The organism is Afipia sp. DC4300-2b1, from assembly GCF_049895725.1.
Lineage (GTDB): Bacteria > Pseudomonadota > Alphaproteobacteria > Rhizobiales > Xanthobacteraceae > Afipia > Afipia broomeae.
In genome coordinates this window covers 194,900-208,304 of the sequence record NZ_JAFCSX010000005.1, presented here as the reverse complement: position 1 = coordinate 208,304, position 13,405 = coordinate 194,900, and the positions used below count along the sequence as shown (strand labels likewise).

At 61.8% G+C, this 13,405-nt stretch carries 16 protein-coding genes; 4 read left to right on the top strand and 12 right to left on the bottom strand.

All coding sequences use genetic code 11. The features are described 5' to 3' along the window. Window positions 1–58: 58 nt before the first annotated feature. From ACP7AL_RS20600 to ACP7AL_RS20590, 3 genes are all read right to left on the bottom strand, one after another. Window positions 59–1,378, bottom strand: coding sequence for a CmpA/NrtA family ABC transporter substrate-binding protein (locus ACP7AL_RS20600; RefSeq protein ID WP_425993846.1), 1,320 nt, complete (start codon window positions 1,376–1,378; stop codon window positions 59–61). Between the two features lie 362 nt (window positions 1,379–1,740). Then, window positions 1,741–2,913: a CmpA/NrtA family ABC transporter substrate-binding protein gene (locus tag ACP7AL_RS20595; protein WP_425993844.1), complete on the bottom strand. Its 1,173-nt coding sequence runs from the start codon at window positions 2,911–2,913 to the stop codon at window positions 1,741–1,743. Continuing rightward, a complete protein-coding gene (locus ACP7AL_RS20590) occupies window positions 2,910–3,500 on the bottom strand; it encodes an ANTAR domain-containing response regulator (protein ID WP_006020601.1) in 591 nt (196 codons plus the stop codon). The genes ACP7AL_RS20595 and ACP7AL_RS20590 overlap by 4 nt, the downstream gene beginning before the upstream one ends. Window positions 3,501–3,614: 114 nt before the next feature. Here ACP7AL_RS20590 and rimO point away from each other — a divergent pair, with 114 nt between their 5' ends. Then, window positions 3,615–4,940, top strand: a complete 1,326-nt coding sequence (gene rimO, locus ACP7AL_RS20585; protein WP_425993841.1) for a 30S ribosomal protein S12 methylthiotransferase RimO — start codon at window positions 3,615–3,617, stop codon at window positions 4,938–4,940. A gap of 123 nt (window positions 4,941–5,063) precedes the next feature. Here rimO and ACP7AL_RS20580 read toward each other — a convergent pair whose 3' ends face one another. The 3 genes from ACP7AL_RS20580 to pcsA form a co-directional block, all read right to left on the bottom strand. Next, entirely contained in the window at window positions 5,064–6,038 is a 975-nt protein-coding gene (locus tag ACP7AL_RS20580; protein WP_006020603.1) for a quinone oxidoreductase family protein, read from the bottom strand. A gap of 89 nt (window positions 6,039–6,127) precedes the next feature. Beyond that, on the bottom strand, window positions 6,128–6,865 hold the full coding sequence (locus ACP7AL_RS20575; protein ID WP_006020604.1) for a TerC family protein: 738 nt from the start codon (window positions 6,863–6,865) through the stop codon (window positions 6,128–6,130). Then, a complete protein-coding gene (gene pcsA, locus ACP7AL_RS20570; protein WP_024919294.1) occupies window positions 6,862–7,596 on the bottom strand; it encodes a phosphatidylcholine synthase in 735 nt (244 codons plus the stop codon). The genes ACP7AL_RS20575 and pcsA overlap by 4 nt, the downstream gene beginning before the upstream one ends. Before the next feature lie 156 nt (window positions 7,597–7,752). Between pcsA and ACP7AL_RS20565 the strand changes: the two genes are divergently transcribed. Then, complete coding sequence (locus ACP7AL_RS20565) at window positions 7,753–8,949, top strand: UbiH/UbiF family hydroxylase (RefSeq protein ID WP_425993838.1); 1,197 nt, start codon at window positions 7,753–7,755, stop codon at window positions 8,947–8,949. Between the two features lie 19 nt (window positions 8,950–8,968). On the opposite strand, the gene ACP7AL_RS20560 is transcribed toward ACP7AL_RS20565, so the two are convergent. The 3 genes from ACP7AL_RS20560 to ACP7AL_RS20550 form a co-directional block, all read right to left on the bottom strand. Further along, complete coding sequence (locus ACP7AL_RS20560; RefSeq protein ID WP_006020607.1) at window positions 8,969–9,190, bottom strand: hypothetical protein; 222 nt, start codon at window positions 9,188–9,190, stop codon at window positions 8,969–8,971. Between the two features lie 117 nt (window positions 9,191–9,307). Continuing rightward, window positions 9,308–9,985 (bottom strand): nitroreductase, encoded by a 678-nt coding sequence (locus tag ACP7AL_RS20555; protein WP_006020608.1) that lies wholly within the window; start codon window positions 9,983–9,985, stop codon window positions 9,308–9,310. A gap of 128 nt (window positions 9,986–10,113) precedes the next feature. Further along, entirely contained in the window at window positions 10,114–10,419 is a 306-nt protein-coding gene (locus tag ACP7AL_RS20550; RefSeq protein ID WP_425993835.1) for a hypothetical protein, read from the bottom strand. A gap of 118 nt (window positions 10,420–10,537) precedes the next feature. Between ACP7AL_RS20550 and ACP7AL_RS20545 the strand changes: the two genes are divergently transcribed. Then, entirely contained in the window at window positions 10,538–10,711 is a 174-nt protein-coding gene (locus ACP7AL_RS20545) for a DUF1328 domain-containing protein (RefSeq protein ID WP_006020610.1), read from the top strand. Between the two features lie 3 nt (window positions 10,712–10,714). Here the strand turns inward: ACP7AL_RS20545 and ACP7AL_RS20540 are convergent, their stop codons facing one another. After that, window positions 10,715–11,665 (bottom strand): AEC family transporter, encoded by a 951-nt coding sequence (locus ACP7AL_RS20540; RefSeq protein ID WP_425993833.1) that lies wholly within the window; start codon window positions 11,663–11,665, stop codon window positions 10,715–10,717. Between the two features lie 124 nt (window positions 11,666–11,789). On the opposite strand from ACP7AL_RS20540, the gene hspQ reads away from it, so the two are divergent. Beyond that, complete coding sequence (hspQ, locus tag ACP7AL_RS20535) at window positions 11,790–12,122, top strand: heat shock protein HspQ (protein ID WP_006020612.1); 333 nt, start codon at window positions 11,790–11,792, stop codon at window positions 12,120–12,122. A gap of 14 nt (window positions 12,123–12,136) precedes the next feature. On the opposite strand, the gene ACP7AL_RS20530 is transcribed toward hspQ, so the two are convergent. Both ACP7AL_RS20530 and ACP7AL_RS20525 read right to left on the bottom strand, forming a co-directional pair. Then, complete coding sequence (locus ACP7AL_RS20530) at window positions 12,137–12,337, bottom strand: hypothetical protein (protein WP_006020613.1); 201 nt, start codon at window positions 12,335–12,337, stop codon at window positions 12,137–12,139. A 128-nt stretch (window positions 12,338–12,465) separates the two neighbouring features. After that, entirely contained in the window at window positions 12,466–13,266 is an 801-nt protein-coding gene (locus tag ACP7AL_RS20525) for an invasion associated locus B family protein (protein ID WP_006020614.1), read from the bottom strand. Between the last annotated feature and the right edge of the window lie 139 nt (window positions 13,267–13,405).

Here is a 13,405-nt window from a genome sequence, read left to right as displayed (position 1 = left end):
GATCGCCTCGGTTGTGTTAGGTGCGGGGCCGCCCCTGCGTGGGGCGGCCCGCAGGGTCTCAGGCATCGATACGCTTGATCGACAAACTCTTGAGGTACGCCGACGGATTTTCAGGATCGAAGACCTTGCCGTCGAAGAAGGTTTCCTTGCCGCGCGACGTGCTGGCCGGAATATCGGCCGCGGCGACGCCGAGCGCCTTGGCTGCCGACTTCCAGATGTCTTCGCGATTGACCTTGTCGACCAGCGCCTTGACGTCCGTCGTCGGCTCGAACTTGCCCCAGCGGATGTCTTCGGTGACGAACCAGGCGTCATGACTCTTGAACGGGTAGGACGCGTGGTCCTGCCAGAACTTCATGAACTGCCTGGTGCCCTTCTCCATCCGGCCGTTGCCGTAATTGATGTCACCGTTGGCGCGGCCGATGATGTCGGCGACCGGAACGTTGAACCACTGACGGCGGCCGACGATCTCGGACATTTCGGCGCGGTTCGCGGGCTTGTCGCACCACTGCTGCGCTTCCATCACGGCCATCAGGATGGCCTGCGTCGCCTTGGGATATTTGTCCACGTAGTCGGCGCGCAGGCCGAGCGCCTTTTCCGGGTGCTTCGACCAGATTTCGCCGGTCGAGCAGGCCGTGTAACCGATGCCCTGGTTGACGAGCTGTTCGCCCCACGGCTCGCCGACGCAGAAGGCGTCCATGTTGCCGACCTTCATGTTCGCCACCATCTGCGGCGGCGGAACGACGATGGTCGAAACGTCCTTGTCGGGATCGATGCCGCCGGCGGCGAGCCAGTAGCGAATCCACAGGTCATGGGTGCCGCCGGGGAAGGTCATGGCGACCTTCACTTCCTTGCCTTCGGCCTTCTTCTTGGCAAAGGCTTCCTTCAGCGCGGATGCGTCCGCGGTGACCTTGAGATCCTTGTAGTCGTTGGAGACCGAGATCGCCTGCGCATCGAGATTGAGGCGCGACAGGATGTACATCGGCGTCGGCACGTTGTTCTGCGTCACCTTGCCCGCCGAAATCAGATACGGCATCGGCGTCAGGATGTGTGCGCCATCGATGCCGTTCTTCTCGCCGCCGAGGACGAGGTTGTCGCGCGTCGCGCCCCAGGACGCCTGCTTGGTGACTTCAACGTCCGGCACGCCGTGCTTCGCGAAAATTCCCTTTTCCTTTGCGATCACCAGCGGCGACGCGTCCATCAGCGCGATGTAGCCGAAGATCGCCTTGGTCACTTCCGGTCCGGCGGTCTGCGCGAATGCGCCGCCGGGAAAATTCAGTCGCGCCGCAGCCAGCAGCGCCGCCGTTCCCGCACCGGCCTTGAGCAGCGCGCGGCGGCTCATCTTGCGGTCCGCCAGTCCCTGTTTGGTGGTCTTGGTCATCGTGTCTGTCGTCCTTTCGACCGTGTCGCTGTTTGACTGCCGTTCAATCGCCCTACGCACAGGTTTCCTGCTGCCCAAAAACAAAAAAGCCGCCAGCTCGAGACCCACCCATGAGGCTCTCGAGACAGCGGCATTGCTGTTTGGGCCATCGGTGGACCCGGCAGGCCTTCGTTCGGCCTGCCCTAGCTATTCAAGGATCGTGCCAGCCGCGTGCGACGCAGCAAGTTCATATTTTTCAATGAGTTGGAGAGGTGCCTTGATATGAAGCAGGCTGCCGTCGCGGCCTCTCCAAACGGCAAATGCACACTTCTTGCGCGGCGCACAAGAATTGGGCAGGCGTCAAAATGAACCGGGAATCGCTATTAGAGCTGACGCCGCTTGATGGTCACGGAAGCAAGATGCGCCGGGATGTCATTAGGATCGAACAAGGGGCCGTCAAAGGCGCCCACGCTGTCCTGAATAGCCCGTACGGGCGTCTTCGGTGCGCCGAGCGCGGCGTCATAGAGATCGGGCCGGAAGACCTTCCTGGCGGTCTCCAGCGCCTCCCGTGAATAAGCCGCCTGCCCCCAGCGAACCATCTGGGCGTAAAGCCAGGCCGCCTGCACGGGATCGGGCCGCGCGGCACCTTCCCGGCCGATCAGCAGATAGCGCCCGCTTTCGCGGATTGTCCCGCCAGGAGAGATTTTCAGGCGACCGTCGAGGGTTCGCCGGATCACCTCGGGATCGACCCCGATCCGTTCCGGGGCCCCGAGGATGCGGGACACTTCGGTCCGATTGTCCGGGTTCTCGATAAAGTCTGCCGCGTGGCCATGCGCGCGCGTCAGCCGGGCAAGGACTTCCGAATTCTTCAGCGCCCACGTCTCGCGCACCGCGAGCACCTTTTCAGCCGCGCGCTCGAGAATGTCCGAGACGTAATGCAGAATGTGTCCGACGCCGAGATCGACCGCGACCGAGTTCCACGGCGCACCGACGCAGAAGGCATCGACATGGCCGTTGGCGAGACTGTCCACCATGTAGGGCGGCGGCAGCACCACAAGCCGCACGTCCTCGTCGGGATCGACGCCGCCGGCGGCCATCCAGAACCGGAGCTGATAGTTGTGGGTCGAGAACGGAAACGTCATGCCGAAGGTTAGCGGTTCGCTGCCGCTCTTGCGCCTCGCCGCCACGACCCGCGCCAGCGCTTTCGCCGTCACCATCGGATTGGCCGGATCGCCGTCAGCCTCTCCTGTGATTGCCGCGTACAGAGCGGGCGAGACCGTGATCGCGTTGCCGTTCAGCCCGAGATTAAAAGGCGCGATGATCGGCACCTTGACCTGCGACAAGCCGAGTGTCGATGCGATGGCGACCGGCGCCAGCAGATGTGCGGCATCGAACAGGCCGATATTGAGCTTGTCGCGAACGTTCGACCACGACACCTCACGCACGAGTGTCACGTCAAGCCCTTCAGCGGCGGTGAAGCCCTTGTCTACGGCGACCAGCAGCGCGGCCGCGTCCACCAGCGGAATAAATCCAATCCTGAGCGGTGTACCTGTCATTTCAACAACTCCGCCGCAGTAATGATCGATTGGGCGATTTCGCCGATCTTCTTCTTCTCGCGCATCGCGGTGGATCGGATCAGCACATAGGCCTCTTCTTCTGTCAGCCCCTTTGCCTTCATCAGCAGGCCCTTGGCGCGATCGAGGATCTTGCGGTCTTCCAGCGCCGATCTGGTGCGGTCCAGTTCGTCCTGCAGTTTGGAGAAGGCGTTGAACCGCGAAATGCACAGGTCGAGGATCGGCTTGATCCGTTCCTTTTTCAGGCCATCGACGATGTAGGCTGAGACACCGGCCTCGACCGATTGCTGGATCGAGGCTGCGTCGCTCTGGTCCACGAACATGGCGATCGGCCGCCGCACCGCGCGGCTGACCTGGAACATCTGCTCCAGAATGTCGCGGCTGGGGTTTTCAAGATCGATCAGGATGACGTCGGGATCGATGCGATAGATCCGCGCGAGGAGATTGTGCATCTCCGTAATGTGCTCAACGCTGGTAAAGCCCGCGTCGCGCAGTCCCTCCTTGAGGATTGCCGCTCTGATCGGGCTTTCGTCGACGATAACTATCTTGAACGACGAATCCGCAGCCATTCAGTACTCGCATTCCGGCAAATCAGTCCTAGCATAACCGCCAGCACTGCTTAAAGCCTTGTAATTGGGGCTGATCAGGGATAGCTCCTGCATTCTCCCAACAGGTGTGGTCGTATGGAACAGGGCGTCGCCCCAAAAGTCAGTTTTGTGTCGCTTGGATGCCCTAAGGCTTTGGTGGATTCCGAGCGGATCATCACGCGCCTGCGCGCCGAGGGTTATGAACTGGCGCGCAAGCATGACGGCGCCGATCTGGTCATCGTCAACACCTGTGGCTTCCTCGACAGCGCCAAGCAGGAGTCGCTCGGCGCCATCGGCGAGGCCATGGCCGAGAACGGCAAGGTGATCGTCACCGGTTGCATGGGCGCGGAGCCCGAGCAGATCGAGAAAGCCTACCCGAACGTGCTCTCGATCACAGGGCCGCAGCAGTATGAAAGCGTGCTTGACGCCGTGCACCGCGCACTGCCGCCGCTGCACAATCCGCACATCGATCTGGTGCCGCCGCAAGGCATCAAGCTGACGCCCCGCCACTACGCATATCTGAAAATTTCAGAAGGCTGCAACAACCGCTGCACCTTCTGCATCATTCCTAAGCTGCGCGGCGATCTGGTCTCACGTCCCGCCAGGGAGGTTCTGCTCGAAGCCGAGAAGCTTGTCGCGGCCGGCGTCAAGGAATTGCTGGTGGTGTCGCAGGACACCTCGGCCTACGGTGTCGACATCAAATATGCGACCAGCATGTGGAAGGACCGCGAGGTCCTCGCGAAATTCTTCGACCTGTCGCGCGAACTCGGCGAACTCGGCGCGTGGGTGCGACTGCAGTACGTCTACCCCTACCCGCATGTCGATGAAGTCATCAGCCTGATGACCGAGGGCAAGGTGCTGCCCTATCTCGACATCCCCTTCCAGCACGCCTCACCTGAAGTGCTGAAGCAGATGCGCCGCCCGGCGTCGCAGGACAAGACACTCGGCCGCATCAAGAAGTGGCGCGAGGAATGTCCGGATCTCACGCTGCGCTCGACCTTCATAGTCGGCTTCCCCGGCGAGACCGATTCCGATTTCCAGTATCTGCTCGACTGGCTCGATGAAGCGCAGATCGATCGCGTCGGCTGCTTCAAGTACGAGCCGGTCGCGGGCGCGACCTCGAACACCATCGAGAACCCGGTGCCGGAAGAGATCAAGACCGCGCGCTGGAATGCGCTGATGGCACGGCAGCAGAAGATTTCCGCGCAGCGCCTCAAGCGCAAGGTCGGCACCCGCCAGCAGGTCATTATCGATGAAGTCGGACCGACCGTGTCGAAGGGACGCTCGAAGGCCGACGCACCTCAGATCGACGGCGCGGTTTACGTCTCAAGCCGCCGGCCGCTGAAAGTCGGCGAAATCGTCACCGCGAAGATCGACCGCGCGGATCAATACGACCTGCACGGGACCGTGGCGGGGTTCTGATTTCTCTGTCATTCCGGGGCGCGAGCTTTTGCGAGCGAACCCGGAATCCAGCAGTTATTTCCGATGAACTCTTCGGGATTCCGGGTTCGCGCGAAGAGCGCGCCCCGGAATGACCGCGATAATTTACGGCTTCAAAATCCCCGATCCCGTCGTGACGCGGCTCTCGAGATCGCGATGCGCCTTCTGCGCATCCTTCAGTGCGTAAGCATGATTGATCGGCACATGCAGCGTGCCGCTGATGACCGCCGCGAACAGCGTATCCGCCCCCTCCATCAGTTCCTTGCGCGTCCCGACATAATCGTTCAGCTTCGGCCGTGTCGCGAACAGCGAGCCATGATTGTTCAACTCGGCGATGGAGAACGGCGGAACCGGTCCCGACGCGTTACCGAACGACACGAACAGGCCTCGCTTCCTGAGTGACTTCAGCGATCCGGCGAACGTGTCCTTGCCGACGCCGTCATAGACCACGTCGCACAATTCGCCGCGGCTGATCTGCTTCACGCGCTCAGCAAAATCTTCCTGCTTGTAGAGAATGACGTGATCGCAGCCGTTGGACAGCGCCAGCTTCGCCTTCTCCTCGGTGCCGACAGTGCCGATGACATTCGCGCCCAGCGCCTTGGCCCACTGGCATGCGAGCAGACCGATGCCGCCGGCTGCGGCGTGGATCAGCACGCGATGGCCGGGCTCGACCTTGAAGGTTTTGTGCAGCAGGTACCAGACCGTCAGTCCCTTGAGCATCAGCACCGCCGCCTGCTCGTGCGAGATGTGGTCCGGCAGCTTCACCAGCTTGTCGGCGGGAATGTTGCGCTCGGTCGCGTAGCCGCCGAGATTGAAGTAGTACGCCACGCGGTCGCCGGGGTGAAAATTGGTCACGCCCGGCCCTGCGGAGATCACTTCGCCGGAGGCCTCGTTGCCGACAACGAACGGCAGGCCCGGCGCTTTATAAAGACCGGTACGGTAATACGTGTCGATGAAGTTCAGGCCGATGGCGTGCTGGCGGATGCGGACCTCGCCAGGACCGGGCGGAGGCACCTCGACGTCCTCGTAGATCATCACTTCCGGACCGCCCACCTGGTGGACGCGCACAGCCTTGGTCATGGTTTCTCCCGGCCTTTTCTCAAGCAATCTCAACCGGGAGCCAAGTCCATCGGCAGCAAATTGTCAACGCGGACCAAAGCCGCGTCCGATCAGCCCTTTTGCAGGCTCGTCCGCTTCTTGCGGTTGCGCTTGGCGAGAATGTTGAAGAACTCGACTGCCGCCGAGAAACAGATTGCCACATAGATAAACGCGCGCGGAATGTGGAAGTGGAATCCGTCAGCGACCAGCGCAACGCCGATCAGCACCAGGAATGCAAGCGCCAGCATCTTTGTCGTCGGGTGCTCCTTCACGAACGCGGCAACAGGCCCGGACGAGACGTACATCACGCCGACGGCGATGATGACAGCGGCGACCATGATCTTGATATCGTCCACCATACCGATCGCGGTGATGATGGAATCGATCGAGAACACCAGATCGATAATGATGATCTGGATGATGACCCAGAAAAACGCGCTGGGTGTGGCCTTGGCGGTTTCCTCGACCTCCTTGGCTTCAACCTCGGCATGAATTTCATGGGTCGCCTTGGCGATCAGGAACAGGCCGCCGACGATGAGGATAATGTCGCGCCACGACAGTGCGAACTTGCCGACAGTGATCACCGGCTGGGTAAGACCGATCAGCCAGACCAGGATGCTCAGCAGCGCGATCCGGAAGATCAGCGCAAGCGCGAGACCGATCTTGCGGGCGCGCTCTGCCTGTTCGGGCGGAATGCGCGAGACGATCACCGACAGGAAGATCACGTTGTCGATCCCGAGCACGATTTCAAGCGCGGTGAGTGTCAGCAGCGCGGCCCAGGCTTCGGGGCTCGTCAATAATTCCATCATGTGCGGTTTCCACCAAACAGTCTGATCAACACGTCACTCAGAAGAATGTATGCGCCGATGGCGCACAGCCCGGCTGTGACCCACCACGACACCTCGAAATTGGCGGCGATCGCGATCACTGCCAGTACCGCCCAGATGACCAGCAACGCGATGTTTAGCTCGCGGAACCGGGTGGTCCGCAGCGGATGCATCACATTGAACGGCACGAAGGTCAGCGCGACCAGAATGGCGAGCGCGATGCTGCCGACTGCCGCCGGAGGCTTGAGCAGGAACAGGTAAAACGCTGCTGCATTCCACAGCGCCGGGAAACCGCGGAAGTGATTGTCGTCGGTCTTCATCCGCCGGTCGGAAAAATACAGCGCACCGGAAATGACGATGGCCGCGCCAAGCACATATGTCGCCAGCGGTATCAGCAAGCCGCTGGCGGTGATTGCATAGGCGGGAACGAACACGTAGGTCAGAAAATCCACGACCAGATCGAGCGTGTCACCGGACCAGTTCGGCAGCACGTCGCCGACATTGAGCCGCCGCGCCAGCGGCCCGTCGAGACCGTCGATCAGCAGCGCCAGCCCCAGCCAGCCGAACATCCCGGCCCAGTGTTCCCTCACCGCCTCCAGCATGGCGATCAGCGCGACCGCGCCGCCCAGCGCGGTGAATATATGAACCCCGAACGCGCGCATGCGCATTCTGGCGGGAAACGGGGGCTGGTCCTGCGGGCTGGGCGCGCTCATGTGTTCACGTGACTAACAGGATTCCCGGCATTTTGCATATCCGGTGTTGCCTCCTTACTTTGTGACAAAGCGCGAACCGGATTTGCCTAAAATGCCCCTTAGGAAGACAACCCGAAATCCATTGTGACGCCGGAAAATTCCGGCGATAGATACCCGATGACCGAAACCCGACCTGCATCGCAAAACTATCACACCGCCGTTGTGGGCGGCGGACCTGCCGGGCTCGCCGCAGCCATCGCGCTGGCCCAGGCCGGCGTCGACACAGCCCTGATCGCGCGGCGCTCGCCCTATGCCGACAACCGAACGACCGCCCTGCTCGGCGGCTCGGTGGATTTCCTGCAATCGCTGGACGTCTGGCGGCGCTGCTGCGATGACGCGGCCGCGCTGCGCACCATGCGTCTGGTGGACGACACGCGACGCCTGATCCGCTCGCCGGAGGTGAAGTTCTCGTCGGATGAGATCGGCATGGAGGCGTTCGGCTACAACATCGAGAATCGTTTGCTGATGGTCGCGATGGAAGCGCGCGCGGCCGAATTGCCGAACCTCGTTCGTATCGATGACGAAGCAGAGACCATCGCTACCGGCGAATCGTCAATCGCGATCACGACGAAACAAGGCCAGACGCTCACCGCGGCTCTGGTGGCCGGTGCGGACGGCCGGCATTCGCTCTGCCGGGAGGCCGCGGGCATCGGCGTCAAGCGCCGCGACCTTGGCCAGTCGGCGCTGACCCTGAACGTGACCCACACACGTCCGCACGGAAACTGCTCGACTGAATTTCACACCGAGTCCGGCCCGTGCGTTTTCGTCCCCCTACCCGGCGAGAGATCCAGCATCGTCTGGGTGCTGAAGCCGGACGAGGCCGAGCGGCTGAAGAGCCTCGATGACCAGGCGCTCGCGATCGCCGCCGAGAAGCAATCGCATTCGATCCTTGGAAAACTCACCGTCGCCCCGGGCCGTCATGTGTTTCCCCTGGCGATCGAGAACCCCGATCATCTCGCAGCGAAACGCATCGCGCTGGTCGGCGAAGCCGCGCATGTGCTGCCGCCGATCGGCGCACAGGGTCTCAATATGGGACTTCGCGATGCTGCCGATCTGGCGGAGATCGCGCGGGATGCACTCTTGACGGGTACCGATCCCGGCGATGACGCAGTGCTGCAACGCTACGCCCGCGCACGGCGCGCCGATGTCTTCAGCCGGACCTTCGCGGTGGACATGGCGAACCGCACGCTGCTCAGCGATTTCCTGCCGGCGCAATCGCTTCGCGCCGCCGGCATGCATATGCTGAATTCGGTCGGCCCGCTCCGCCGGCTCGCAATGCGCGAGGGCTTATCGCCGTCGTGGCGCGGACGGTAGTGGCCGCGAGGTATCGGCCTTACCGGACCGGCACCAGATGAACGCGATCGATCGTTCCGCCGCTGGCGGCGAAACTCTTCATCGCGGCTTCGATCAACGCATCGACCTTGGCAACATCAAAAGCCGGAGCCGCAGCATTCAGTTCGAGATCGGTTTCGACAACCAGCACCGTCTCCACACCGTCCTTGTCGATTTCAATCGTCGTCCGGATGCTTTTGGCATTGGGATGATTAATCGTCATTGGAGCGCTCCTGCGTTCCGCCGCAGCCTATCACAGCCGCGGCGGTTACGGGGCGCCGATGTCTTCGGCCGTACGCGCCGCGACGGACTATCGCCGTCCCGGCGGGAGCGTCAGGGGTTAGCTGTCGAAGCCCACGAACACCGTGGCTTCTTCGACTGACTTTCGCTCAGACACCACCGCATTTGCCGGGAAAGTTTCATCCGGCCATCCCAATGCGATGCTTTTCATGATGATTTGATCGTCGGCTATACCGGCATGCTCACGGACCACCGGTGACTGCATGATGCCCTGGCTATTGATCACAGCTCCCAGTCCGCGAGACCAGGCGGCATTGACCAGGGCGGTCGCCACCGCGCCGCAATCGAACGGCGTATCGTCGCTGCCGTCCAGCACGCGATCGTAAGTCACGATGATGCAGACAGGCGCGTCGAACTGACGGAATCCGCGCAGAACCCAGTCCTGGCGCATATCCTTGTCATCGCGTGCGATCCCCATTGCGGAGAACAATTGCTTGGCGACGCCAACCTGCCGGTCGCGGTGCGCGCCTGAGAATGCTTGGCCTGTCCGGAATTCGCGCGACTGCGGTACGCCTGCCAGCATTCTCTCGGTATTTCCGGCCCGGATTCGATTGAGCGGCTCGCCGGTGACGACGTAGAAATTCCAGGGCTGGGTATTCATCGACGACGGAGCCCGCATCGCCAGATTGATGATTTCCTCAATCAGTTTTCTCGGCACAGGATCCGGTTTATAGCCGCGAATGCTCCGCCTGCCGAGGATAACGTCATCGAACTGCATTGGCCTGAAATTCCCTGGTGGTGATTGAAGGAACTTCATTACTTGCGGTTCAGCAGCCGTCAAGCAAGACGCAGGATGTGGCACATAGGCGGTATGCCCGGCGCGGAAACCGCCTGCGCAAACCGGCCTCAACATCCCTTGCAGATGCTTTTCACCTTCTTGTCGACGTCCCTGTCTTTCTTGTCGACCTGAGGATCGCCGGTGCCCGTCGCGGCCGAACCTGTCGTGCCAGATCCTGACGGCGCCGCCGTGCCCAGCGAGTTTGTGCCGGGCGAACCTGCGCTGGTGCCGAGCGATCCGCCGCTTGCTGCGCCGGGCGACGATGCACCGGTTGATCCGCCGGAACCACCGCCAACTCCGCCTGATGCTTGCGCGAGAACAGCGGTGCCGCCGCCGACCTGCGCCAGCACCAATACAACTGCGATCAATCTCATTACGACCTCCGATGTCTGAACTCAGCAGTCAATCGGCGGATCGCAAAGATGTTCCGCAATCATGGAACCTGAAGTTTCGTTGCCGGTTGTCGGAACGTAACGCTTCAAGGACCTCGTCATGTCAATTCTGAAATGGGCTTTGATCTTCTTCCTGATCTCCGTCGTCGCAGGTGTCTTCGGTTTCACCGGCATTTCAGCCGCGTCGGCCGACATCGCACGCGTGCTGTTCTACATCTTCGGCGTGATCTTCCTGATCCTGCTGATACTCGGTTTCACGATCTTTCGAGCGTGATGCTCACTGAAATATCACGCCGTTCTTGATCATCCACATCACGCTGGTGAGTGTCACCACGGACACGAACGTGCCGATCAGGACCAGCGTCGAGGCCGGTTCGATCCAGGTGTCGTACTGGCGCGCGATCACGAACACGTTGAGCGCCGGCGGCAATGAGGCCAGCAACAGCGCGGTCGCCGCCCACTCCATCGGGAACGGACCGAGCAGCAGCAGAAGCCCGAGCACGATCAGCGGGTGCAGGATCAGCTTGACCGCGATGACACCCGGCACTTCCCATGGCACCCGCTCGAACGGCCGCAGCGCCACGGTTACGCCAAGCGCGAACAGCGCGACGGGCGCCGCGGCGCTTTGCAGAAACTGAAACGTGTTGTCCAGCGCCACGGGTACCGGAACATGGAATGCCGCGACCAGCACGCCGAAATAGGATGCAATGATGAGCGGATGCAGCAGAATTTGTTTGACCACGAGGGCGATGGTCGGCAGTACGGGCCGGCGCTCGCCGTCGGTCAGCACCATCAGCAGCGGCACCGTGGTGAACAGAAAGATGGTGTCGAAGCAGAAGATCAGGGCCACGGGTGCTGCGGCCTTTGCGCCGAGCGTCGCGAGCGCCAGTCCCGGTCCCATATAGCCGATGTTGCCATAGCCGCCGCCGAGGCCCGCCATCGCAGACTCGCGCGTCGACAGCTTTGCGATGAATTTCGTGCCGAACATCGACAGGAAGAAAGCGCTCGCGGTCGCCAGCGTGGTGGCGATCACGAACGGCGGATTGTTCAGTTGCTCGAACGGGGTCCTTGCAAGCGTTCTAAAGAACAGCGCCGGCAGCGACACGTAGAGCAGGAAAAAATTCATCCACTCCAGGCCGGCTTCCGGCAGGCGTTTGTACTTCCCGCAGGCGTAGCCGATGAAGATCAGCCCGAAATACGGAAGGGCGAGATTCAGAATATCGATCATTGGGATACGCTTATTATGCCGCGCGGCACCAGAGAACCGACTGCGGCGCAGAGGAGACCCTCACCCGCCCGATTCAGGCGTAAACCCCTAGCATCGGCCACAATCATGGTCTATTCGACGGAGGATGATTAAAGCACGCACCGCCAAGTTTCAGATCGGCCAGATCGTCCGCCACCGGATTTTTTCGTTCCGGGGCGTGATTTACGATATCGATCCGGAATTCAACAACACGGAAGAATGGTGGCTTTCGATTCCGGAAGAGATGCGGCCCCACAAGGACCAGCCGTTCTACCACTTGCTGGCCGAGAATTCGGAATCCGAGTACGTCGCGTACGTGTCGGAACAGAACCTGCTGCCTGACGAGTCAGGTGAGCCGATCCGCCATTCGCAGGTCGCCGAAATCTTCGTCAAGGACAAGTCCGGCAGCTATCGTCCCCGCAATCCGTCACTGAACTGACGGTTGGCTTCGGCCTAGCCCCGCTTCCGCCCATCCCTCTCCTTCACCAGCGCTTCAAGCTCCTCGGTCTGCTGCGCGATGCGATCGGCATTGCGCTCCTCGTTCTGACCGCCGGACACAGCCGCCGCCTGCTCGATCAGTTGCCGGATATTGTCCCGCACGATGGCGATGCGGTCTTCGAGTTCGGAAAGCGAGAGTGCACTGTAGTCGGACATGAAGTTCTCCTGTGGCGGTGCGCAATGCATCGCTCATTCTGCAACGCGCAGGGAACTATGCCCGTTCCGTAGCCAACAAAAAAGGCGCGCATTGCTGCGCGCCCTTTGTTCGTCTGCGAAAGACCGCGTTACTTCGCGGCGGGATTGGCGGGCGGAGCCGCGTTTTCCAGCTTCTGGCGGGCTTCCGCCGCGCGCTTCTGAAGCTCTTCCTGCAACTTCTTCTGGGTCTCTTCGAAGACCTTCGGATCGGTCGGCGGACCGTCGTAAGCCTTGGGGAATTCGGCAAGCGGAAGCGCCAGCGTCAGCGGCGCGCCGTTGGCATTGATCGCCTGCACGACCAGGTTCTGGCCCTTCTTCATCTGGCCGAGAAGGTCCGGGGTCACTTCGTAGTCCGACATACAGCCGTTGGCGAAGCAGATCACGTACGGGCTCTGCAGCGGCGCATTGGCGTCGACGATGATGCGGGTGCCGTGCACGAGCTGCATGCCGAGCGGCAGGGTGACGCGAAGCAGCTTCTTCGGCTCGCCTTCCGGCTCGATGATCACGGCGGCGACGACAGGCTGCCCGGACTCGATGCGGCCGTCCTTGCCGGTGAAACACACCTGCTTGGCGTTGGCGTCCTGGCCCTTCATGCAGAACTTGGTCCAGGGCTGATAGATCAACTGGACCTGCTGGTCGGCAGGAGGCTGCTGCGGAGCACCGTTGGCGGCGGGAGCCTGCTGCTGGGCAGCGGGAGCCGGGGCTTTCGGCGCAGCCTTCGGAGCAGCCTTGGGCGCAGCGGCCTTCGGAGCCGGAGCGCCGGGCGCTGGCGCGGGTGTCTGAGCCTGGGTGCCGGTAATGGTAGCAGCAGCCAAAAAGGCGCCGGCGGTCAAAGCGGCGAACACCCGGCCGCGCGGCGAGGCCTGCGCGGCCAAGATACGGAAATTCATTGTGGAAAACCCTTTCTGAACCTTAACGCCCGCTCCCGCTCGGGGCCCGGACGCCTGTTTGTTCGGCGGCTGTCTCGGAGCCAATTGAGGCGGATACGTGACAGTGCCCGCAGCCTCCCTCGAATAGCCCGCCTTCAAT

Excerpts from the sequence above, each read along its gene's own strand:
- ACP7AL_RS20560 (WP_006020607.1), bottom strand. The coding sequence starts at position 9,190 with ATGACGATTAATCATCCCAATGCCAAAAGCATCCGGACGACGATTGAA.
- ACP7AL_RS20545 (WP_006020610.1), top strand. The coding sequence starts at position 10,538 with ATGTCAATTCTGAAATGGGCTTTGATCTTCTTCCTGATCTCCGTCGTC.
- pcsA (WP_024919294.1), bottom strand. The coding sequence starts at position 7,596 with ATGAGCGCGCCCAGCCCGCAGGACCAGCCCCCGTTTCCCGCCAGAATG.
- hspQ (WP_006020612.1), top strand. The coding sequence starts at position 11,790 with ATGATTAAAGCACGCACCGCCAAGTTTCAGATCGGCCAGATCGTCCGC.
- ACP7AL_RS20595 (WP_425993844.1), bottom strand. The coding sequence starts at position 2,913 with ATGACAGGTACACCGCTCAGGATTGGATTTATTCCGCTGGTGGACGCG.
- ACP7AL_RS20550 (WP_425993835.1), bottom strand. The coding sequence starts at position 10,419 with ATGAGATTGATCGCAGTTGTATTGGTGCTGGCGCAGGTCGGCGGCGGC.
- ACP7AL_RS20565 (WP_425993838.1), top strand. The coding sequence starts at position 7,753 with ATGACCGAAACCCGACCTGCATCGCAAAACTATCACACCGCCGTTGTG.
- ACP7AL_RS20530 (WP_006020613.1), bottom strand. The coding sequence starts at position 12,337 with ATGTCCGACTACAGTGCACTCTCGCTTTCCGAACTCGAAGACCGCATC.
- ACP7AL_RS20575 (WP_006020604.1), bottom strand. The coding sequence starts at position 6,865 with ATGATGGAATTATTGACGAGCCCCGAAGCCTGGGCCGCGCTGCTGACA.
- ACP7AL_RS20580 (WP_006020603.1), bottom strand. The coding sequence starts at position 6,038 with ATGACCAAGGCTGTGCGCGTCCACCAGGTGGGCGGTCCGGAAGTGATG.
- ACP7AL_RS20555 (WP_006020608.1), bottom strand. The coding sequence starts at position 9,985 with ATGCAGTTCGATGACGTTATCCTCGGCAGGCGGAGCATTCGCGGCTAT.
- ACP7AL_RS20525 (WP_006020614.1), bottom strand. The coding sequence starts at position 13,266 with ATGAATTTCCGTATCTTGGCCGCGCAGGCCTCGCCGCGCGGCCGGGTG.
- ACP7AL_RS20590 (WP_006020601.1), bottom strand. The coding sequence starts at position 3,500 with ATGGCTGCGGATTCGTCGTTCAAGATAGTTATCGTCGACGAAAGCCCG.
- ACP7AL_RS20540 (WP_425993833.1), bottom strand. The coding sequence starts at position 11,665 with ATGATCGATATTCTGAATCTCGCCCTTCCGTATTTCGGGCTGATCTTC.
- rimO (WP_425993841.1), top strand. The coding sequence starts at position 3,615 with ATGGAACAGGGCGTCGCCCCAAAAGTCAGTTTTGTGTCGCTTGGATGC.
- ACP7AL_RS20600 (WP_425993846.1), bottom strand. The coding sequence starts at position 1,378 with ATGACCAAGACCACCAAACAGGGACTGGCGGACCGCAAGATGAGCCGC.